Here is a 20482-nt window from a genome sequence, read left to right as displayed (position 1 = left end):
TGCCACCGACCGACGTTCAGTGGAAGGCGTAGGCGTCCATCGCCAGGACGCCATAGGTGTAGCTGTGATGCAGCCGCTCGGCATTTAGCACCGCCCCGTCCGCCCCCATCGCGGCGAAGAAGGGCAGCAGATGGTCGGGCGTCGGATGGTTGGCGCGACCGTGCGGCGCGCGGTCGATCGCGTCGAGCAGCGCGGTCTCCTCACCCGCGGCGGCGCGGTCGTGAACCCAATCGGCGAACTGAGCGACCCAGTCGGGAACCGCGGCGTCATGGTCGCGCCCCTCGACGAAGATCGCGCGCAGGTTATGCGTGAGGCTGCCGGAGCCGATGACGAGCACGCCCTCCTCCCGCAGCGGCGCGAGCGCGCGGCCGATGGCGTGATGCCGCGACGGCGGGTGGTGGCTACTGATCGACAGCTGCACGACCGGCACATTGGCATCGGGCCAGCCGAGCATCAGGGGCACCCAAGCGCCGTGATCCAGCCCGCGCGCGGTATCCAGACCGACCGGCATGCCTGCATCCGCGACAAGGGCCGCGATCCGCTCCGCCAGCGCCGGATCGCCGGGCGCGGGATAGCGGGCATCGAACAGTGCCTGCGGAAAGCCGCGGCCGAAATCATGGATCGTCTCCGGCTGGGCGGTCGCGGTGACGACGGCCTCGCGCGTGTCGTGATGGGCGGAGACGACGACGATCGCGCTCGGGCGCGGAAAGCGGGCGCCGAGAGTGGTGAGGAAATCGCGGGCCGGGCTAGGCTCGATGAGGATCATCGGGGAGCCGTGGGACAGGAAGAGGCTGGGGAGTGCGGACATCGGTTACACTTCTCCGTTCGTGCCGAGCGCAGTCGAGGCACGCGGTCCGGGTGATCCCTCGATTTCGCTCGGGACGAACGAAAATTGGCGCGTTGATCGCGCACCGCCTTCCTTTCCGTCATTCCGGCGAAAGCCGAAATCCAGGGTTTCTCTGCTCCAAGCTCTGAAGTGCTTGGCTCTGGATCCTGACTTTCGTCAGGATGACGGCGTGTGAAGATCAGCGAGCGCTCTCGGGAAGGACGCGCCGTCAGCTCTTTACCCCACCAGCTTCGTCGCGACTTCGGCGACCCGGCGGCCCTGATAGCGCGCGCCGTCGAGGTCGACGCTGCTCGGCTGGCGGCTGCCGTCGCCATCGGCGATGGTCGACGCGCCATAGGGCGTGGTGCCGTGGACTTCCTTCACGCCGGTATGGCCTTCATAGCCATAGTCCAAGCCGACCACGACCATGCCGAAGTGAAGCAGGTTGGTGATGATGCTGAACAGCGTCGTCTCCTGCCCGCCATGCTGGGTGGCGGTTGAAGTGAAGGCCGCACCGACCTTGCCGTTCAATGCGCCCTTGTACCACAGGCCGCCGGCGGTGTCCCAGAAGGCCGCCATCTGGCTCGACATGCGGCCGAAGCGGGTCGGCGAGCCGACGATGATCGCATCATAGTTGGCGAGTTCGTTCGGGTCGCTAAGCACCGGATGCGCGGTGTCGGTCTTGAAACCGGCGCTCTTCACCACCTCGTCAGGCGCGGTTTCGCGGACGCGGCGGATATCGACTTCGGCACCCGCGCCACGCGCGCCTTCCGCGACGGCTTCGGCCATCTGCTCGATGTGGCCGTAGGACGAGTAATAGAGGACGAGGACTTTCGCCATGGATCTGCTCCTTGATCTGAATTGGGTGGCCCGGGGTCGCGGGAGGTTACGCCCCGGGCCGGGGGAAGTTCATTCGCTGTCGACGAGAACGATCTCTGCGTCGTCGGTGGCGGTGATCGTATAGGTCTTGCCACCCAGCAGCGCCGCGCCGTCGCGGGTGGCGATCGCCTCCCCGTCGATGTCGAGCCCGCCGGTCGCGGGGACGAGATAGGCATGACGCCCCGCCCCCAGGTCATAGGTCAGCGCCTCGCCGGCCTTCAGCGTCGCACCCAGCACCCGTGCCTCTGCCCGGATCGGCAGCGCGCCGGCGGCGATCTCATCGGCGAAGCCGCTGGCGAGCGTCTGGAAGCTGCCCGAGCGGTCGCCCTTCGGGAACGGCTTGGCACCCCAGGACGGCGCGCCGCCGCTGGTACGCGGCTCGATCCAGATCTGGAACAGCGTCGTCGGTTCGGCCTCGAGATTATATTCGGCGTGCCGGACGCCGCTGCCCGCCGACATCACCTGCACGTCGCCCGCGCCGGTGCGGCCCTGGTTGCCCATCGAGTCCTGGTGCGTGATCGCACCCGTGCGGACGTAGGTGATGATCTCCATGTCGCGGTGCGGGTGCGGCGGGAAACCGCTGTTGGCCGCGATCAGATCGTCGTTCCACACCCGGATCGCGCCCCAGCCCATGCGGGCGGGCTCATAATAATTGGCGAAGCTGAAGTGATGCCGCGCATCCAGCCAGCCGTGGTTGGCGTGGCCGAGCGTTTCGAACGGGCGGCGGTCGATCGTCTTGGTGCCGACCGTCTTGGTGGTGGTGTCGAGCATGATGACAACTCCTTGGTTGTCCGCAATGTGGGTGACTTGAGGGGTCGCGTAAATGGAAACGTTGGAAACGGATTGTTTCCCTGCTAACGTCATCTCGGACTTGATCCGGGATCCAGAGCCACGGGCGACATCGTCTGTGACTCTGGACTCTGACTTTCGTCAGGATGACGTCTGATGCGCCTGCCAGATTTCGAAGCCTGGGCGATGTTCGCCTGTGTGGTCGAGCACCGGTCCTTTACCGCCGCCGCCGAGGCGATCGGGGTTAGCAAGGCGACCGTCAGCAAGGCCGTCGCGCGGTTGGAGACGTCGCTTGGCACCACCCTGTTTCATCGCACGTCGCGCCGGCTCGCGCTGACCGACAGCGGCCAGGCGCTGGCGGAGCGGGCAGCGCGAATCTTGGTCGAGGCGCGGGGAGCGGAGGAGGCCGCGCGCGACGCCGCCAGTGCGCCGACCGGGCTTGTGCGGGTCGCCGCGCCGATCACCTTCGGTATCCGCTTCGTGGCAGACGCCGTCGCCGACCTGATCCGGGCGCATCCGGGGATCGAGATCGACCTGCGCCTGTCGGACGCGCGGGTCGATATCGTTGCCGAGAATTTCGACATCGCGCTGCGCATCGCCGACCTGCCGGACAGTTCGCTGCGCGCGCGGCGACTGGCGCCGGTGACGGTGCGCGTGGTCGCCGCGCCCGAGTATCTCACGAAGCACGGCACGCCGCGCCACCCCGCCGAGCTCGCGACCCACGCCTGCTTCGCCTATGCCAATGCGATCGGCACCTGGCATTTCCGCGGGCCGGACGGCGAGGAAGCGGCGGTGCGCCCGGCGGGGCCGCTGATCACCGACAATGGCGATGCGATGCTGCCCGCGCTGTGCGCCGGCCTCGGCATCGCGCGCCTGCCCGACTTCATTGTCGATCCCGAACTCGCCGCCGGACGCCTGGTCGAGATCCTGCCCGAATGGCCGAGCGCCGGCATCGCCCTCCACCTGCTGACCCCGCCGAGCCCGTTGCGGCCGGCGCGGGTCGAGGTGGTGATCGACTTCCTGGCGGAGCGGTTCCGGGAGTTGTGTACGGGTCGGTAGGCCCCCGCCTGCCGTACGACGCACCACGCTCCGTGGCCGACCCCAAGTTCGGCGCCAGCGTCGCTGGCACCGAACCGGTCAGCTTCAGAACTTCGTCTCGATCCCGAGCGTGAACGACCGCAGCCGCGGATCGGCCACACGCGGCTCCCACGATCCGCCAGCCCCGGTGTTGCCGTCATAGGTGACGGCGAACGGAGGCTTGGTGTCGAACAGGTTGCGGATACCGGCAGTGATCTTGAAGTCCGGACTGAGCCCCGTGTAGGCGAACGACAGGTTGTAGACGATATACTCGCTCACGAACCGATTGTAATTCGGCCGCGTCACCGTCCCCGCCGCGATGCCGGGCAGCGCGCCGTTGCGATAGCCGTCACGGTAGATCTGGGTCAGCGTGATGCCGAAGTCGTCCTGCGTATAGTTGACGAAAGCGGTATGCTTCCACTTCAGGCCGAGATCACCGGCGAAGGTGAACACGCCGATCAGGCTGGGGCCGTAGGGCGCGGTCTGCGTCAGCTTCTCGCGCTTCTTGAGCAGATAAGTGCCTTCGATCCCGAAGTTCACCCGGCCGCCCAGCACATCATCGAACCCGCCGCGCGCAGTGATGTCGAGCGCCTGGGTCCGGCGTGCGCCTGCGTTGATGAAGCGGTTGTCGAGGTCGGTGATGACGTTAGTCGCCGGATCGCGAATGAAGCGTTCCGGAAACAGCGCGGCATTCTGGATCAACTGCGTCAGCGTCAAGCTGGTGATCGTGTTGTCGACGGCCACGCTCCAGAAATCGACCGAGGCCGACCACAGACGTGACGGCGTGAAGACGACGCCGCCACTGAATTGCTTGGTCGTCTCCGGTCCAAGCACCAGATTGCCGCCGGTCAGGATGTCCGGACGGATGAAAGCGCAATTGGGATTGGTCGTATTGGGCGTGAAGGTGGGGCAGCGAATCGGATCGACCAGGTCACTGCCGGCGTAGGGCGAATCGGTGACGCCGTTGAAGATCTGGTTGAACGACGGCACACGGAAGCCGGTGTTGTACGACCCGCGGAACAGCAGCCAGTCGGTCGGCGTGAACTTGACCGAGACCTTCGGATTGAAGGTGCTGCCAAAGCCCGTGTATTCGTCCACGCGGCCGGCGACGGTAACTTCGAGCGGCTGGCCGATTGGGATCAGCACTTCTGCGAAGGCAGCCTTCACATCGCGGTTCTTCGGCGTCAGCGCATTCACCGCATCGAAGGCAGCGAGGAAGATGACCGGGCCGGTGGCCGACGCCGGGGCGCCGTTGAACGAATAGGTCTCGCGCCGATAATCGACGCCGACCGCCGCCTTGATCTCCCGTCCCCAGATCGGGAACAGGCCGCCGGCGAACGAAGCGTCGAGCTGCTTTACTTCATATTTGCCACCATACAGCGTCGCTCCGAACGCGGAGATCGCGGCCAGACCGCGCTTGGCCGCGTCCGACTGTTCGACGCTGAACGGATTGATGATACCGCTGTTCAGCAGGCCGAGCAGGCCGGGCGCACTTGCGCCCGGCGCGGTCGGCGCCGTCGGATCGACCGCGTTCGTCGTCGTCGTGCCGCGGTAATAATAGCCCGTGCCGAGCGTCGACTGGGCCGAACTGCGCGCATAGGACGCGCCGGCGTGATAATCCCAGTCGCCGAACAACGGCCCTTCGAAACCGAGTGCAGCGCGGAAGGTCTTGGTGTTGGTATTATATTCGCGCGGCCCGCATTCGATGCAGCGCCAGCGGTAGGCGATCGGCTTGCCGTAGTTGCCGACCGCATCCACCGTACGGTCACCCACCGCGCCGATTGCGGGGAATACCGCGGCAATCTGGTCGTAGACCGCGTTGTAGGTCGACCGCGTGATGTCGTTCAGCGGATAGGCGACCTGCAGATTGCTGGTGTTGCCGCTGATCTGCGCGTTCGAGAACCGCTTCGCCGAGCTTGCGTCGGAACCGGTGATTTCCAGCGAAATGTCGTGCCGTCCGCCGAGCCGCAGCACGCCGCGACCGAAATAGGTGAGCGTTTCCAGCGGCTGCTGGAGCACCGCCGCACGCCCCGTGTCCCACGCGCAGGCGAAGCGCGCACCCGGCGCGTTCCACAGCTGTTCATCATAAGCCAGGCCGCCGTCCATCGTCGTACAACCTGCCCCGTTCGGCAGGTCGAGCACATTGATGCCGCCGTTGGCGAGCGTCGTGGTGCCGGGGATGAACAGGTTGGTCAGTTGCGTCGAACCGCTGGTGCCGCCGAGCAACGTGCCGGTGGGGAAGAAGGCCGTGCTGGGATTCAACGGAAAGGCCGTCGCGATCGGCGTACCACGCGTATCGATCGTCAGGCCGCGGTTCGGCTGGTTGCCGTTCACGAAGTCGCGCGCCGCCCCCTGAAGGGCGCCGTTCCAGCTCTTCGACACCGAGGCCATGACGTTTAAGCCGTCTTCCTTGATATCGCCATAGCCGGCGAGCGCGCTGAGACGGTAGATCGGCGCGTCCCCGCGCTGGGTGATGTCGGTAAAGCCCTGGAGTCCCAGGCCCTGATAGTCCTTGCGCGTGATGAAGTTGATGACGCCGCCGACCGCATCGGTGCCGTAGATCGCCGATGCGCCGTCCTTCAGCACCTCGACCCGCTCCAGCGCGGCGAACGGGATCTGGTTGACGTCGACCGCACCGCCGGTCAGGCCGTGGGCGGCGACGCGGCGACCGTTCAGCAGGACCAGCGTGCCGGCCGGCCCCTGCCCGCGCAGGTTCGCCGCGGACAGACCGTTCGTACCGCGCTGCGCACCCGAAGTAACATCTGCGTTGGACGCCAGATTATCGGCACCGGTGCCGTTGACCGACAGGAAGCTGATCAACTGCTCGGGGTTGCTGATGCCGTTCTCTTCGAGCTGCTGCGTCGTCACGATCTGCAGCGGCAACGCCGATTTGTTCGGGTCCTGCTTGATGCGTGAACCCGTTACGAGGATTTCGCCATCGTCCGACGGCCGGGTTACCGGACCCGCGCCGGTCTGCGGCAGTTCGGCCCCGGTCGGCGTGGCCGCAGGCTGCGTCGTGCCATCGGTCGTCTGCGCGAGCGCCGGCCAGGCGAGACAGGTTGCGGACAGGAGCAGCGCGGCCTTGAACTTCATGGTTTCCCCCAGGATCGCAGCGGGGCTGATCGCCGGACGGACATCCCCGTGTCCGCCGCCCCCGCTGTCGCTAAGGTAAACGCTATCACGACGCGACCTTATGGCAATGGCCGTTGCACACGACCCGTCGTTTTCCGTCGCGGGGTGACACGAAAACGCAACAATCGCACAGGAGCACTCATGGCCGCGACCAATGTCTTAACACGCCGACTCGCGGAATCCCGCGGGTTAGGAAGAAATTAACCTTTTGCCTTCAGAGGTGCTTAGGTTAATGAATCACGGGTGACGTGGGGCCGCAGGGGGCTTGCACGGTCCGGCCAAGGGGAAGACCGCAGATGCGCGTGTTGCTGATCGAGGACGAGCCGACGACCGCCAAGGCGATCGAGCTGATGCTCCATAGCGAGGGCTTCAACTGCTACACCACCGACCTGGGCGAGGAAGGCCTCGATCTCGGCAAGCTGTATGATTACGACATCATCCTGCTCGACCTGAACCTGCCGGACATGCACGGCTATGACGTGCTCAAGAAGCTGCGCGTCGCGCGCGTCCAGACGCCGGTCCTGATCCTGAGCGGCATTTCCGAGATGGATTCGAAGGTGCGCTCGTTCGGCTTCGGTGCCGACGACTATGTCGTCAAGCCGTTTCACCGCGAGGAACTGGTGGCGCGCATCCACGCCGTCGTCCGCCGCTCGAAGGGCCATTCGCAGTCGGTCATCAAGACCGGCAAGCTGGCGGTCAACCTGGACGCCAAAACCGTCGAAGTCGACGGCGCCCGCGTCCACCTGACCGGCAAGGAATATGCGATGCTGGAGCTGCTGTCGCTCCGCAAGGGCACGACGCTGACAAAGGAAATGTTCCTTAACCACCTGTACGGCGGAATGGACGAGCCGGAACTGAAGATCATCGACGTATTCATCTGCAAGCTGCGCAAGAAGCTGAGCATGGCCACCGACGGCGACAATTACATCGAGACGGTGTGGGGCCGCGGCTATGTGCTGCGCGAGCCCGACGAGGTCGGCCTGCCGGTGCCGGAGGCGGCGTTCGCCTGATCAAGGCGCCAGCGAGATTTGACGGGCCGTCGTTTCCAAGGAGGGAACGGCGGCCTTTCTTTCGCCGGTCCGATCGGCGATTTCGGTCAATGGTAGATGATCGTCGTCCGGCGCAGGTCGATCGCCTCGGGCCAACCAGGCCGATGGACGAAGGCGACGGTCCAGGATTGTCCGTCCGGGCCTGTTGGACCGAACCGAACCTCTGCCTGATAGGATTGCCCCGGCTGCAAGGGCGGACAGCGGATGATAGTGTCCGCCCGCACCTTCTGCGTGTCGAGGCACGAGATGTTGATCGCGCCGAGCGCCCCCATCGGCAGGCTCGCAAGCGCGGCGCGCGCATCGCGGCAGGCGGCCGGCGCCTCCGATCGGCAGGTCATAGCGAACGGCAGTCGTGCCCGCCCCTGCGCCACCGCCATGGCCGATCGCAACACCCGGTACGCCGCGACTTTGCGATCGCCCTGGTTCGTGACCGAGAGATAGCTCTGTCCCGCGCACGCCGTCGCGGTCGCCCGCACGCCCGTGGGGAGGACGGCAACCTCGGTCCAGCTTTCGCTCTTGCCGATGGTCAGCGCCGTTTCGGCAGGAGCTGCGCCGCCGGGGGCCGACGGCGCGGCCGCCTCGACGGAATGGACCTGTTGTTCGCACAGGTCCGCCCCGGCGACGCGGGCCGGCTCGCGGGCGCCGATCCACCAGACCTGCCCCGGCAGCCACCGCCGCTGCACCTTTGCGGCGACGACCTTGCTCGCAACCTCCTGCGGCAAGATGCGCCGGGCGAGCAGCAACGTATCGGCCGGGGTCTTCGCGGCCTCTATGTCGCCCAACGGAACCGTGCCCACAGCCTGCGCTGCGGCCGCGGTCAGCAGCAGGGCTGCGACCGTCACTTCCGCTCCCACATCTTCTCGCCGCCGACCCAAGTCTCCAGCACCTGGGTCTGGCGCAGGGCGGTCGGGCCGGCTTCGGTCGGGTCGCGGTCGACGATCAGGAAGTCGGCGCGCTGGCCGACCGCGAGCGTGCCGAACTTTTCCTCGGCGAATCCGGCATAGGCAGCCCCTTGCGTGAACGCCTGCCACGCCTGGCTCAGCGTCACGCGCTCCTCGGGCCGCCAGCCCTGAATCGGCTGGCCGTTCGCATCCTGCCGGGTGATCGCGACCGCCAGATTGACGAAGGGATTGGGGTTCTCGACCGGATAGTCGCTGCCGAACGCCAGGCGCGATCCGGCCTTCAACATCGAATTCCAGGCATAGGCGCCGCCCAGCCGCGCCGCGCCCAGCCGCGCCTCCGCCATGCGCCAGTCGCTCGACTCGTGGACCGGCTGCATGGAAGCGATCACGCCGTTCTTGCCGAAGCGCGGCAGGTCGACCGGGTCGACGATCTGAGCATGTTCGATCCGCCAGCGCCGGTCGCCCTTATAGGTCACCGCCATTTCGTCGATCGCGTCTAGAACCTGTTGGTTGGCACGGTCGCCTATCGCGTGGACCGCGATCTGGAAATTGTCCATCGACCCGCGGCTCATCAGGTTGAGCAGCTGGTCGTCCTTCAGGAAACCCAGCCCGCTGTTCTTGGGCGAATCCCCATAGGGCTGCTTCAGCCACGCTCCGCGCGATCCCAGCGCGCCGTCGGCGTAGAGCTTGATCCCGCCCATCCGCAGTCGATCGGCATAGAGCCACGGCGTCGGCCCCTGCCCCGCCACCGCCAATGCCGTGTCGACCCCGGCGGCATAGGACATGATCCGCACGCGCAGCAGCCCCTGATCGCCCATCCGTCGATAGGTCAGCCAGTCGTCAACCGTCGTGCCCATGTCGGCGGTGGCGGTGATGCCGGCGCTGAGCAACGCCTCCTGCGCCTTCAGAAAGGCAGTGTTTCGATCTCGCGGGATTGGCTTGGGAATCTTGGAAACGATCAGGTCCATCGCCGCGTCGACGAACACGCCCGACGGCTGGCCGTTCGGCAGCTTCTCGATCCGGCCACCCGCAGGCGATACGGTCTTCGCCGTGATGCCGGCGGCGCGCATCGCGGCCGAATTCGCCCAGCCGGCATGACCATCGGCGCGCTGCATCCACACCGGGCGGTCGGTGACGATCGCGTCGATCTCTGCGGCGGTCGGGAAGCGGCCGAGGTTCCAGACCTCCTGGTTCCAGCCGCCGCCCAATATCCACGGCCGGGTCTGATTGGCCGCAGCGAAGGCGGCGATGCGCGACTGGGCCTGTTGCAGCGATGTCGTCGGGAACAGATCGAGCTCCATCGCCCGGAACCCCAAATCCATGACATGACCATGCGCGTCGATCATGCCGGGGATGGCGATCCGCCCGCGCATGTCGGCGCGCCAGTCGAGCCGGTCGGGCCGCTTCTCGCCCTGCTTCAGCAGGCGGACGACCTTGCCATCGGCGATCAGGATGCCGGTAAAGCGGACCTCCCGCCCGTCCTTGTCGAGCGTGACCCCCTCGACATTGTCGACCAACGCGTCGGCAAAAGCGGGGGACGCGGCGAGCGTGGATGCGGCCAGCAGGAGGCCGAGAAACCGGCGCGTTCGGGAGGGGTTCAGCATAGATCACGTCCTATCGGGCGTGCAAGGATTTGGCGAGTAGAGCGATGCAATATCGGGAATTTCTGTCTGGTGCGGCGCTGGTGATGCTGACCGCGTGCGGTGGCGGCGATCCAACGCCGCCCGTTGCCAATACGGCCGATCCCGTCGTGACGACGACGACCGCGACTCCGGCCCCGCCGCAGCCGCCCGCCCCGCCCCCGGCACCGGCGTTCATCGCGAAGTCGGTCGCCTCGACCGCCGATTACAACTTCCGCTATGCGATCCCGAAGGTGGCCGCCGACTATGACGGCCTCGTCCGCCATCTCAACGCCGACCGCGACAAGGCTCAGGCCAGCGTGGCGAAGGACGCCGCGGCGTTTCGCAAGGAGACCGTCGCCGGAGGCTTCCCGTTCCGGAAATATGAATCGACGACCGACTGGAAGCAGGTCGCGCTGACGCCGCGGTTCCTGAGCCTGTCGGCCGAAACCTATGATTACACCGGCGGCGCACATGGATCGCCCGGCATCCGCGCGTTGCTATGGGATCGTCGCGACGCCGTGGTGCGGCAGCCGACCGACCTGTTCGTGTCGGAGGCAGCGATCCAGCAGGCGATCGGCGCTGCCTTCTGCGACGCGCTCGACATACAGCGCGCGAAACGCCGCGGGGCACCGGTCGTGCGCGGGAACGGCGACAGCTTCAACGACTGTCCCAAGGTATCGGAAGCGACGCTGATCCTCGGCTCGACCGATGGACGCGCGGTCGACCGCATCGGCTTGCTCGTCGGTCCCTATGTCGCCGGCTCCTATGCGGAGGGGTCGTATGACCTGACCCTGCCGGTCACGCCTGCGCTGATCGCCGCGGTGAAGCCTGACTATCGAAGCGCCTTCGCCACGCGGGGTTAACCTGGCGGTCGATTTGGGTTAGGCGCGCGACCTATGGCTACGAACCCCGCGCCCGCCGAGCATCTGCTCCCCGTCAGCTACGCCGACGTCCAGGCAGCGGCGATGCGGATCAAGGGCGCGGTCGTGCGCACGCCCACGCTGCACAGCAAGACGCTGAGCGAGCTGACCGGCGCGCGCGTGTTCGTGAAGTTTGAGAACCTGCAATTCACCGCCGCCTACAAGGAACGCGGCGCACTCAACACGTTGTTGCAGCTGGACGAAGCGGCTCGCGCCAAGGGCGTGATCGCGGCATCGGCGGGCAATCATGCGCAGGGCCTGGCCTATCACGGCAACCGGCTGGGCGTGCCCGTCACCATCGTCATGCCGCGCCTGACTCCGACCGTGAAGGTGATGCAGACCGAAAGCCACGGTGCGACCGTCATCCTGGAAGGCGAGACGTTCGACGCGGCCTATGAGTACGCCCGCCAGCTCGAAGGCGAGCGCGACCTGACCTTCGTCCATCCGTTCGACGATCCGCGCATCATCGCCGGGCAAGGCACCGTCGCGCTGGAAATGCTCGAGGACGTGCCGGAACTCGACACGTTGGTCGTGCCGATCGGCGGCGGCGGGCTCATCTCCGGCATGGCGACGGTCGCGCGCGCGCAGAGCCGGGAAATCCAGGTCATCGGCGTCCAGGCCGAGCTTTACCCGTCGATGTACAACCGGCTTCGCGGCACGCACATGGCGTGCGGCGGCGACACGCTGGCCGAAGGCATTGCGGTCAAGCAGCCCGGTGGCCTCACCGCGCAGGTGGTCGAGGCGCTGGTCGACGACATCGTGCTGGTCGGCGAGCGGCGGCTGGAGGAAGCGGTCAGCCTGCTGCTCCAGATCGAGAAGACGGTCGCCGAAGGCGCGGGTGCCGCCGGTCTCGCCGCGCTGCTTGCCTTCCGCGAGAAATTCCGCGGGCGGACGATCGGGATCGTCATCTGCGGCGGCAACATCGACACCCGGCTGCTGGCCAACGTGCTGCTGCGCGATCTCGCGCGGTCGGGGCGGCTGGCGCGACTGCGCATCCGCTTGCAGGACCGGCCGGGCGCGCTGTTCCAGGTCGCGCGAATCTTCGACCAGGAGCGCGTCAACATCCTGGAACTGTCGCACCAGCGCATCTTCACCAACCTGCCGGCCAAGGGGTTGAGCCTGGACGTCGAATGCGAAACGCGCGACCGCGCGCATCTCGACCGGCTGCTGGCGGCGCTGCGGCAGGACAATTACGAGGTCAATCTGGTCGAACTGGCCTGACCTTCTGTCTCCATAGCCTGCGCTTTCGTCCCGCGCAGGGATATAGTCCGGCCTCAAGACGAAAGCCCTCCAGTGTTCCCGCGGAGGCGAGAACCCAGGGCCAGGCAATACAACCGGTTGCGGCGCTCGTGACTCTGGGCTCCCGCCTGCGCGGGAGCACTGCTCGGAGTTTCGCAAAGCTATAGCCGAGGCTGGAGCCCAAGCGTCGAGAAACAGAACGGCTGAGCCTCGCTTTTGGCTCTCGCCTTCGCGGCAGCACGGGCGGTGCGTCGTGCGCGCTATTTTAACAACCAGTTGCCAAGACAGGCTTCCATAAATCCGGGGCATCTGCGCGCCCGGGCAACCTGCCGTTAACGCTCTTTCATGGTAAATCACCTTTTCATCAGTATTTTTGCACTTCATATACCGTTGCGAGGTGCATGGTGAGCCGTGCGCGAGAGGGGCTTTTGACGACGTGACGGTACCGTTCCGCTATCCCCGATTCTTCGTGACGAGCCCGTCGCCGTGCCCGTATCTGCCCGGCCGCGAGGAGCGGAAGGTGTTTACCGAGCTGAACGGCCAGCATGCCGGCGAGCTGAACGACGCGTTGGGCCGCATCGGCTTCCGGCGCAGCCAGTCGGTCGCGTATCGCCCGTCGTGCGTCGGCTGTTCGGCGTGTGTTTCGGTCCGCGTCGTGGCTGGCGAGTTCCGTCCGAACAAGTCGCAGCGCAAGCTGATCGCGCGCCATTCAGACCTGGAGGTCCACGCCTGCCGCCCCTGGGCGACCGACGAACAGTTCCAGCTACTGCGCGGCTACCTCACCTCACGCCATCCCGGCGGCGGCATGACTCTGATGGACGAGAGCGACTATTCCGACATGGTCGAACATAGTCCGGTCAACAGCTTCGTCGTCGAATATCGCGAACCATCGGTCGACGGAAAGCGCGGCAAGCTGGTGGGCGCGTGCATCACCGACCAGCAGGCCGACGGCCTGTCGATGATCTACAGCTTCTTCGACGCCGAAAACGAAGCGCGGCCGGGGCTCGGCAACTTCATCATCATGGACCACATCCTGCGCGCCCATGCCGCAGGGCTCGGCTACGTCTATCTCGGCTATTGGGTAAAGGGGTCACAGCGGATGGCGTATAAGACGCGCTATCGCCCGATCGAGGTGCTGGGTCCGGACGGCTGGTCGCCGTTCGACCCGGATGCCGACGACGTCCCCGCACACGCGCCGCGCGTTCGGGCGTTTGCCTAAACCTATCCCCGTTCGCGCTGAGCTTGTCGAAGCACTGCCCTTTCTTCGTGCAATAGAGCGTGGAGCGCGAAGAAGGGCAGCCCTTCGATAAGCTCAGGGCGAACGGGGATAGGTTTTAGCACCAATCGATTTTCGGTCGTTCCGCGCAACGAAGGGAGCTTACCCCTCCCCGCCCAATTCCTCGACCTGAATATCCACGTCGAGCTTTTCCGCCCCCGGCCCCATCCGCATCCCCGCGACCGGCGCAGCGCCGCCGGCGTCGAGCGCGGTCGCTACGCGGACGTAGCTCGCATCCGCCGACACGCCGCGGGACGGGTCGAATGCGATCCATCCGAGGTCGTCGACATAGGCCTCCGCCCAGGCATGGGGGGCGTGCCCCTCATCGCCGTCGCGCGTGTGATAGCCGGAGACGTAGCGGGCGGGCACGCCCTCCTCCCGCAGCAGGGCGATGAACATGTGCGCGAAATCACGCGGGGCGGCATGATCGGACTGGAACGCAATGTCCGCGCCGAAGCCTTCGTCATGAGGTTCTTCCTGCACCGCGAAACGCGCGAACAGCGCCGCGTTGATGGAATGCAGCCGGGCGATACGGTCGCCGTCCACGCCGTCGATAGCGGCGGCGAACTCGCGCATCGCCTCGGATACGCCGGTCCGGTCGGTGCGGCGCAGGAACAAAGCGGGCGGCAACGGTTCGATCACGCCGCGGATCAGGCCGGCGTCGCCTGCGGTCAGCACCTCGCCCGACACGGTGATCTCGATCCCCTCGATCGGCCCCGCGGCGTAGAGCATCGTCACCCGATTTCCGAAACCGTCACGCGCCTCGCGCAGGCGCGCATCGCAATCGACGCCGATGTGCCAGTTGACGACCGTCTGGTCCGCCGAATCCTGCGGGGTCAGCCGCAACATCTGGATCAGCCGGTCCTGCGGGCTGGTGAAGCGATACCGCGTGCGATGATCGACCGAAACCCGCATCACGCGAACCGGAACTGCTTGGCGATCGCCATGTGAAGAAGCTCGTTCTCGCGAATGAACGCGGTCAGATATTGGTGGAGGCCGCTGACGATCACGTCGTGCGAGCGGGTGCGCTGCATCGCCGACAGTCGCGCGCGGGCCATGCGGTCCGCCTCGCCCTGCAACCCGGTGCGCTTGCCCAGCGCGGTCAGGATCTCGACCACCTCCTCGACGCATCCCGCCAGGCGGCGCGGCAGTTCGAAGCGCGTCGTCAGCAGGTCGATGACCAGATGGGGTTTCAGCCCCTCGTCATACAGCCAGCGATAGGCGGTGACGGCGGAGACGGTCTGGAGCAACGTCGTCCACTGGTCGCGGTCGACGACGCCATAGACATGCTCCCCCTCCGGCAGCAGCAGGTGATATTTCACGTCGAGCAGCCGCGCGGTGTTGTCGGCACGCTCGATCGCGGCGCCCAGACGAATGAACCACGTCGCCTGGTTGCGCATCATCCAGTGGATCGCGCCTTCGAAGCCCCGCGTCTCCGCCTTCACGGCCTCGACCAGCGCCAGCGGCTCCATCCGCGAGGCCGGGCGGCCGCGGCCGTTGAAGATCAGCCACGCGCGGTTGATCGCGGTCCAGGCGTCGCGCGTCAGTGCGGTGCGCACCGCCTTCGCATTGTTGCGCGCCATTTCGAGGCAGGCAGCGATCGAGCCGGGGTTGGATGTGTCGACGGTCAGGAATCGGGCGACCGGATTGGCGGTGAAGCCGACGTTCGAGGCGGCAAAAGCCTCATCCGAATAGGTGACGCGCAGCGCCGACTGCCACGCCGCCTCCCCCGCCGGGCGCGGCGACAGCGCGTCGAGGCGTATGGTGGCGTCCACCAGCCGCGCGGCAAAGTCCGCACGCTCGACGTAGCGGCCGAGCCAGTAGAGCGACGACGCGGTGCGAGAGAGCATCATGCCGAAACTCCTCCCCTGCAAGGGGAGGTGGCAGGCCGAAGGCCTGACGGAGGGGTGTCACCCTCTCGATAGCGGGACACCCCTCCACCACGCGCTTCGCGCGCGGTCCCCCTCCCCTTGCAGGGGAGGGCTGAGTTCACCGCCCTCACTTGCCCGTCCCCTGCGACTGCGACTGGCTCTGCATCTGCCGCCGCGCCTCGTCCGGCATCAGGACGAAACTGTCCTTCGTCCCCCCGCCCTGGCTGGAGTTCACCACCAGCGAACCTTCCTTCAGCGCCACGCGGGTCAGGCCGCCGGGGACGACCTTCACCCCGTCGCTGCCCGTCAGAACGAAGGGACGGAAATCGACGTGGCGGGGTGCCAGCCCCTGATCGGTGACAGTGGGGACGGTCGACAGCGCCAGCGTCGGCTGGGCGATATAGCGTTCGGGCGCGGCCATCAGGGCGGTGCGGAACGCCTCGATCTCCGCCTTCGACGCGGTCGGGCCGACGAGCATGCCATAGCCGCCCGACCCGTCGACCAGCTTCACCACCAGTTCGTCGAGATGGTCGAGCACATAGCGCAGCGCATCCGGCTCGCGGCAACGGAAGGTCTGGACGTTGGGCAGCTTCGCGTCCTGGCCCGAATAGAAGCGCACGATCTCGGGCATATAGCTGTAGATCGCCTTGTCGTCGGCGATGCCGTTGCCCGGTGCATTGATGATCGCGACGTTACCGGCGCGGTAGGCGGCGATCAGGCCGGGGACGCCGAGCATCGAGTCGGGGCGGAAGACGAGCGGATCGAGATAGTCGTCGTCGATCCGGCGGTAGATCACATCGACTTTCACCCGCCCGCCGATCGTCCGCATCCAGACGATGTCGTCGTCGACCAGCAGGTCGGCCGCCTCGACCAGTTCGACGCCCATCGAATCGGCCAGGAAGCTGTGTTCGTAATAGGCGGAATTATAGTGCCCCGGTGTCAGCACGACGCACACCGGGCTCTGCCCCGCCCCGCGCGGCGCGACCGATCGCATCGTCGCGAGAAGCATGTCGGGATAGCTGTCGACCGCCGCGACGCGGAATTCGCGGAACAGTTCGGGGCACAGCCGGATCATCGCCTCGCGGTTCTCCAGCATGTACGACACGCCCGACGGCGTCCGGGCATTGTCCTCCAGCACGTAGAATTCGTCCGGCCCGGTGCGGACGCAATCGATGCCGCAGATATGCGCCCAGACGTCATGCGGCGGGCGGATACCGGCGATCTCCGGGCGGAACTGCGGGTTCTGGAAGATCAATTCGGGCGGCAGCACCCCCGCCTTCACGATCTCCCGCGCGCCGTAGATGTCGGTCAGGAAGGCGTTGATCGCCTCGACCCGCTGGACCAGGCCGTCGCTCAATCCCGCCCATTCATCGGCGGTGAAGACGCGGGGCACGATGTCGAAGGGAATGATCCGCTCGCCCGCGTCGCTTTCGCCATAGACGGCGAAGGTGATGCCGAGCTGGCGAAAGGTGATCTCGGCGGCTTCGAGTCGGCGGTCGAGTTCGGCCTGCGACGTATCTTGGAGCCACCGGCCCAAGGCCGCGAATTCGGGTCGGACATCGTCCGGCCCGCCATGTCCCCAAATCTCGTCGAACGCGCCCCCGGATCCCATCGCAGAGCTAAAGTGTCAAAGCCGTCATAGGTTGCATGCTGCAACGTCGTTTTGCAGCGCACAAGACAAAATCGTTACGGCGGCGTCAGCTGCTGTGATCGGCGATGACCTTCCACCCGCCGCGCTCCTTGGCCAGGACCAGGCTGGTATAGCCGCTGTCGGTCTTGCCGCCGGGATAGGTGAGGACGAAGCGGCCGATGTACAGCGCATGATCGGACCCGAGCGTGCGATAGTCGAGCCGCTCGATACTCAGCGTGCCGCGCTTCGCCGCATCCGAGAAATCATAATGTTTGCGATAGTTTGCGATCATCGCCGGCTTGCCGCGGACCAGACCGCGCGCGGTGACGAAGCTGGCCGACGGCGCGGTCGAGTACAGCGCCATGAAGCGGTCGACGTCGCCGGCGTTCCAGCCGGCGACACTGTCGGCCATCGCGCGATCGATCGCGGTCCGGCTATCCTGCGCGGCGGCGGGAGCGGCGATGAGGATGGCGATGGGGAACAGGACGTGGCGCATTCTCGACCTCTCAAATTTGTTCACGGCCCTCCCCGTTCGTGCTGAGCTTGTCGAAGCACCGTTCTTCGCGCCACGAATGATAAGCGGGCGTATCGAAGTACGGCCCTTCGACAAGCTCAGGGCGAACGGAGGGTGGGTCCTTGCTCAGTCCGCGTACTTCACCGAACAGCCGTAAGGCCGCGTTTCCGCCACCGACACCGGCTTACCCGCCTTCATCTCGCCGAGCGCCGCGGTCACATGATTGCGCGCGCCCGCGATATCGGCGGCGTTGGCGGTCGGCTTGTCGTCGATGCCGCCCTGATAGACCAGCTTGCCGGCGGGATCGACGATGTAGAGGTGCGGCGTCGTCTTCGCGCCATAGCCCTTGCCGACGACGCCCTTCGGGTCGAGCAGATAGGCGGTCGGCACCGCCTTCGACGTCTTCACGAACGCCTGCGCTTCGGCACCCGTCATATAGCCCTGCTTGCCCGGTGCGCCCGAATTGACGGTCAGCCAGACGGCGCCCATGCCCTTCGCCGCACCTTGCGTCGTCTGCATGTTGCCGCTGTTGTAGTGCTTCTGCACGAAGGGACAGCCGGGGTTGTTCCATTCGATCACCACGGTCTTGCCGCGATAGTCGGACAGGCTGACGGTCTTGCCCGTCATGTCGGTCAGCTTGAAGTTGCCGGCCGGGGCGCCGGTGGTCTGCTGGGCGGTCACGGGCGCGGCGAGCACCAATGCGGTTGCCGCGATCATCAAGGCTTTCATCGCTCTCTCCTAATCTTCCGCACGGTCGATCAGCATCGACTTGGTCAGAACCTGCGGCAGCACATCGGCTCCGCCGCCGCCCGGCCAATACCATAGATATAGCGGCACGCCCGCACGGTTATGACGCTCGATGAAGCGTCCCAGCGCCGGATCGCCATCGGTCCAGTCGCCGACCAGCACCGCGACGCGGTAGCGTTTCAGCGCCTGCTGCACCTCCGCCGTTTCAATCACGGCTTTCTCGTTGACCTTGCACGTCACGCACCAGTCGGCAGTGAAATAGGCGAAGACGGGCCGCCCTTCGGCGCGGAGCGCGGCGAGACGAGCTTCGGAGAAAGGCTCGGCGCCAGCCACGACCGCGGCTTCGCTCGGCGCGCGGCTGACGGCAGCCGTCGCGCCCAGTGCGACCACGCCGGCCCAGACCCCCGGCATCCAAGCGAGCCGCTTGCCCTTCGCCTGCCGCGTGCCGGTCCACCACAGTCCGGCCGCGAACAGCAGCGCGGCAGCGAGGCCCAATGTCATGCCATCGACCCCGGCCTGCTTACCCAGCACCCAGGCGAGCGCGAGCGCGGTCAGGAACATCGGCACGCTTAGGATATGGCGGAACGTCTCCATCCACGCGCCGGGCTTGGGCAGCTTGCGGCGGAGCGCAGGAATGAAACCCAGCGCCAGGAACGGCAGCGCAAGCCCGAGCCCCAGCCCGCCGAACACTGCGAGTGCGCCCCACCACGGCAGGATCAACGCCGTCCCCATCGCGGCGCCCATGAACGGCCCGGTGCACGGCGTCGCGACGAACGCGGCAAGCGCGCCGGTGCCGAACGCCCCGCCCTTGCCGCCCGCCGCCATGCGATTGACCGCGGCCGGCGCCGACAGTTCGAACAGGCCGGCGAGGTTGAAGGCAATGGCCGTGACGAGCAGCAGCAGGACCAGGATGACACGCGGATCGGTCAGTTGGAACGCCCAGCCCACCGCCGCGCCCCCTGCCCTGAGGGCGAGCAATATACCCCCCAACACAAGGCACATCAGCACGACGCCGGCGGTATAGGCGAGCGCCTCCCCCTTAGCCCCTTCCCCGCCCGACTTGGCGAGGCTCAAGGCTTTGAGACTGAGGATCGGAAATACGCACGGCATGATGTTGAGCAGCAGCCCGCCGAGGATCGCGCCGCCGAGCGCGATGAGCAGCGTCGTCGCGATACCCCCCTCACCGCTACCGGCCGCGACCGCGCCGGGCGCGGCGGTCACACGAAATCCCTGCCCCTCGCCGACCGCCAACACGCCGTCGACCTGCGCCGGGCGACCAGCCTTGGCGACCGTTTCGACGATCAGCGTGTCGCCCTCGCGCGTCACCGTCTGCGGCTTGCCATAATCGACGACGCCGTCCGTCAGCGGAAAGAAATAGGCGTCCTTCGCCGGCGACGCCGCCGGGTACGGCACGGCGAGGCGGAACCTGCCGGCATCGACGCTATAGGTCGCCGGACTGCCGAGCGGCCTGGGCATCGCGCGCCGCCAGCCGTCGAACCGCGCGCGTGTCGCCGGGTCGACCGCGCCGTCGCCGATCGTCAGCTGCGTCGCCAGTTCCGCGCTTTCGGGAACGCAGATCTCATCGGTGCAGACGAGATAGTCGAGCTTGACTTTGACGGGCAGCACCGTGCCCACGGCGAGCCCGGCGGGCAGCTTCAGTCGCACGAACTGCGCGAAGGGGCCTTCATAGACATAGTTCATCAGCCCGGCGATCAGCAGCCGGTGGGGAACGGGATATTCCAGCCCGCCCGCCGTCACGCCCTGTGGCAGCGTCCATGTCGCCGACGTCTCGACGCCGGCATCGCCGGGGTTCTTCCAATAGCCGTGCCAGCCGGATTGCGGAACGGAGGCGAAGGCGAGCGTCACTTCGCCCCCGGCACGCGGCCGCGCGGTTTCCGGAACCAGCGTGATCGCGATGTGTCGCTCACCGGGCGTCTGGCCGTGGGCGGCGAGACTCGCGAAGACTGTCATCAGGACGAAAAGAACGAACCGCATGCGCTTCCCTTGCC

General features: G+C 66.6%; 17 protein-coding genes. 5 read left to right on the top strand and 12 right to left on the bottom strand.

Annotated features, from left to right (window positions below; translation table 11 throughout):
• Positions 1 to 16 precede the first annotated feature (16 nt).
• From ACFSC3_RS02275 to ACFSC3_RS02265, 3 genes are all read right to left on the bottom strand, one after another.
• Positions 17 to 808, bottom strand: coding sequence for a dioxygenase family protein (locus tag ACFSC3_RS02275; RefSeq protein ID WP_380938314.1), 792 nt, complete (start codon positions 806 to 808; stop codon positions 17 to 19).
• A gap of 255 nt (positions 809 to 1063) precedes the next feature.
• On the bottom strand, positions 1064 to 1666 hold the full coding sequence (gene wrbA / locus ACFSC3_RS02270) for an NAD(P)H:quinone oxidoreductase (protein WP_380938312.1): 603 nt from the start codon (positions 1664 to 1666) through the stop codon (positions 1064 to 1066).
• 69 nt (positions 1667 to 1735) lie between these two features.
• Positions 1736 to 2476, bottom strand: coding sequence for a pirin family protein (locus ACFSC3_RS02265; RefSeq protein ID WP_380938310.1), 741 nt, complete (start codon positions 2474 to 2476; stop codon positions 1736 to 1738).
• Between the two features lie 174 nt (positions 2477 to 2650).
• Between ACFSC3_RS02265 and ACFSC3_RS02260 the strand changes: the two genes are divergently transcribed.
• Positions 2651 to 3553, top strand: coding sequence for a LysR family transcriptional regulator (locus tag ACFSC3_RS02260; protein WP_380938308.1), 903 nt, complete (start codon positions 2651 to 2653; stop codon positions 3551 to 3553).
• A gap of 84 nt (positions 3554 to 3637) precedes the next feature.
• Here the strand turns inward: ACFSC3_RS02260 and ACFSC3_RS02255 are convergent, their stop codons facing one another.
• Positions 3638 to 6664, bottom strand: a complete 3027-nt coding sequence (locus tag ACFSC3_RS02255) for a TonB-dependent receptor domain-containing protein (RefSeq protein ID WP_380938306.1) — start codon at positions 6662 to 6664, stop codon at positions 3638 to 3640.
• A gap of 335 nt (positions 6665 to 6999) precedes the next feature.
• Between ACFSC3_RS02255 and ctrA the strand changes: the two genes are divergently transcribed.
• Positions 7000 to 7713, top strand: coding sequence for a response regulator transcription factor CtrA (gene ctrA / locus ACFSC3_RS02250; protein WP_380938304.1), 714 nt, complete (start codon positions 7000 to 7002; stop codon positions 7711 to 7713).
• A gap of 86 nt (positions 7714 to 7799) precedes the next feature.
• Here the strand turns inward: ctrA and ACFSC3_RS02245 are convergent, their stop codons facing one another.
• Complete coding sequence (locus ACFSC3_RS02245; protein ID WP_380938303.1) at positions 7800 to 8594, bottom strand: hypothetical protein; 795 nt, start codon at positions 8592 to 8594, stop codon at positions 7800 to 7802.
• Positions 8591 to 10258 (bottom strand): amidohydrolase, encoded by a 1668-nt coding sequence (locus ACFSC3_RS02240; RefSeq protein WP_380938301.1) that lies wholly within the window; start codon positions 10256 to 10258, stop codon positions 8591 to 8593. Before ACFSC3_RS02240 ends, ACFSC3_RS02245 begins: the two co-directional genes overlap by 4 nt.
• A gap of 44 nt (positions 10259 to 10302) precedes the next feature.
• Here ACFSC3_RS02240 and ACFSC3_RS02235 point away from each other — a divergent pair, with 44 nt between their 5' ends.
• The 3 genes from ACFSC3_RS02235 to ACFSC3_RS02225 all read left to right on the top strand — a co-directional run bounded on the left by ACFSC3_RS02235 (position 10303) and on the right by ACFSC3_RS02225 (position 13654).
• The gene (locus ACFSC3_RS02235) at positions 10303 to 11139 is read left to right on the top strand and encodes a DUF4163 domain-containing protein (protein WP_380938299.1); all 837 of its coding nucleotides are present in this window, start codon (positions 10303 to 10305) and stop codon (positions 11137 to 11139) included.
• A gap of 33 nt (positions 11140 to 11172) precedes the next feature.
• Complete coding sequence (locus ACFSC3_RS02230; protein ID WP_380938297.1) at positions 11173 to 12417, top strand: threonine ammonia-lyase; 1245 nt, start codon at positions 11173 to 11175, stop codon at positions 12415 to 12417.
• 454 nt (positions 12418 to 12871) lie between these two features.
• Complete coding sequence (locus ACFSC3_RS02225; protein WP_380938295.1) at positions 12872 to 13654, top strand: arginyltransferase; 783 nt, start codon at positions 12872 to 12874, stop codon at positions 13652 to 13654.
• A 159-nt stretch (positions 13655 to 13813) separates the two neighbouring features.
• Here ACFSC3_RS02225 and ACFSC3_RS02220 read toward each other — a convergent pair whose 3' ends face one another.
• From ACFSC3_RS02220 to ACFSC3_RS02195, 6 genes are all read right to left on the bottom strand, one after another.
• On the bottom strand, positions 13814 to 14626 hold the full coding sequence (locus tag ACFSC3_RS02220; protein ID WP_380938293.1) for a transglutaminase family protein: 813 nt from the start codon (positions 14624 to 14626) through the stop codon (positions 13814 to 13816).
• Positions 14626 to 15561 (bottom strand): alpha-E domain-containing protein, encoded by a 936-nt coding sequence (locus ACFSC3_RS02215; protein ID WP_380938553.1) that lies wholly within the window; start codon positions 15559 to 15561, stop codon positions 14626 to 14628. Before ACFSC3_RS02215 ends, ACFSC3_RS02220 begins: the two co-directional genes overlap by 1 nt.
• 148 nt (positions 15562 to 15709) lie before the next feature.
• The gene (locus ACFSC3_RS02210) at positions 15710 to 17194 is read right to left on the bottom strand and encodes a circularly permuted type 2 ATP-grasp protein (protein ID WP_380938291.1); all 1485 of its coding nucleotides are present in this window, start codon (positions 17192 to 17194) and stop codon (positions 15710 to 15712) included.
• Positions 17195 to 17279: 85 nt separating this feature from the next.
• Complete coding sequence (locus ACFSC3_RS02205) at positions 17280 to 17708, bottom strand: YybH family protein (protein WP_380938289.1); 429 nt, start codon at positions 17706 to 17708, stop codon at positions 17280 to 17282.
• A gap of 144 nt (positions 17709 to 17852) precedes the next feature.
• Positions 17853 to 18455 (bottom strand): thioredoxin family protein, encoded by a 603-nt coding sequence (locus ACFSC3_RS02200; protein WP_380938287.1) that lies wholly within the window; start codon positions 18453 to 18455, stop codon positions 17853 to 17855.
• Positions 18456 to 18464: 9 nt separating this feature from the next.
• Positions 18465 to 20468: a protein-disulfide reductase DsbD family protein gene (locus ACFSC3_RS02195; protein ID WP_380938285.1), complete on the bottom strand. Its 2004-nt coding sequence runs from the start codon at positions 20466 to 20468 to the stop codon at positions 18465 to 18467.
• Positions 20469 to 20482: the final 14 nt, after the last annotated feature.

Origin of the sequence: Sphingomonas floccifaciens (assembly GCF_042681125.1) — a bacterium.
GTDB lineage: Bacteria > Pseudomonadota > Alphaproteobacteria > Sphingomonadales > Sphingomonadaceae > Sphingomonas > Sphingomonas floccifaciens.
The sequence above is the reverse complement of the archived record's forward strand: the minus strand, read 5'-3'. Positions and strand labels throughout refer to the sequence as shown.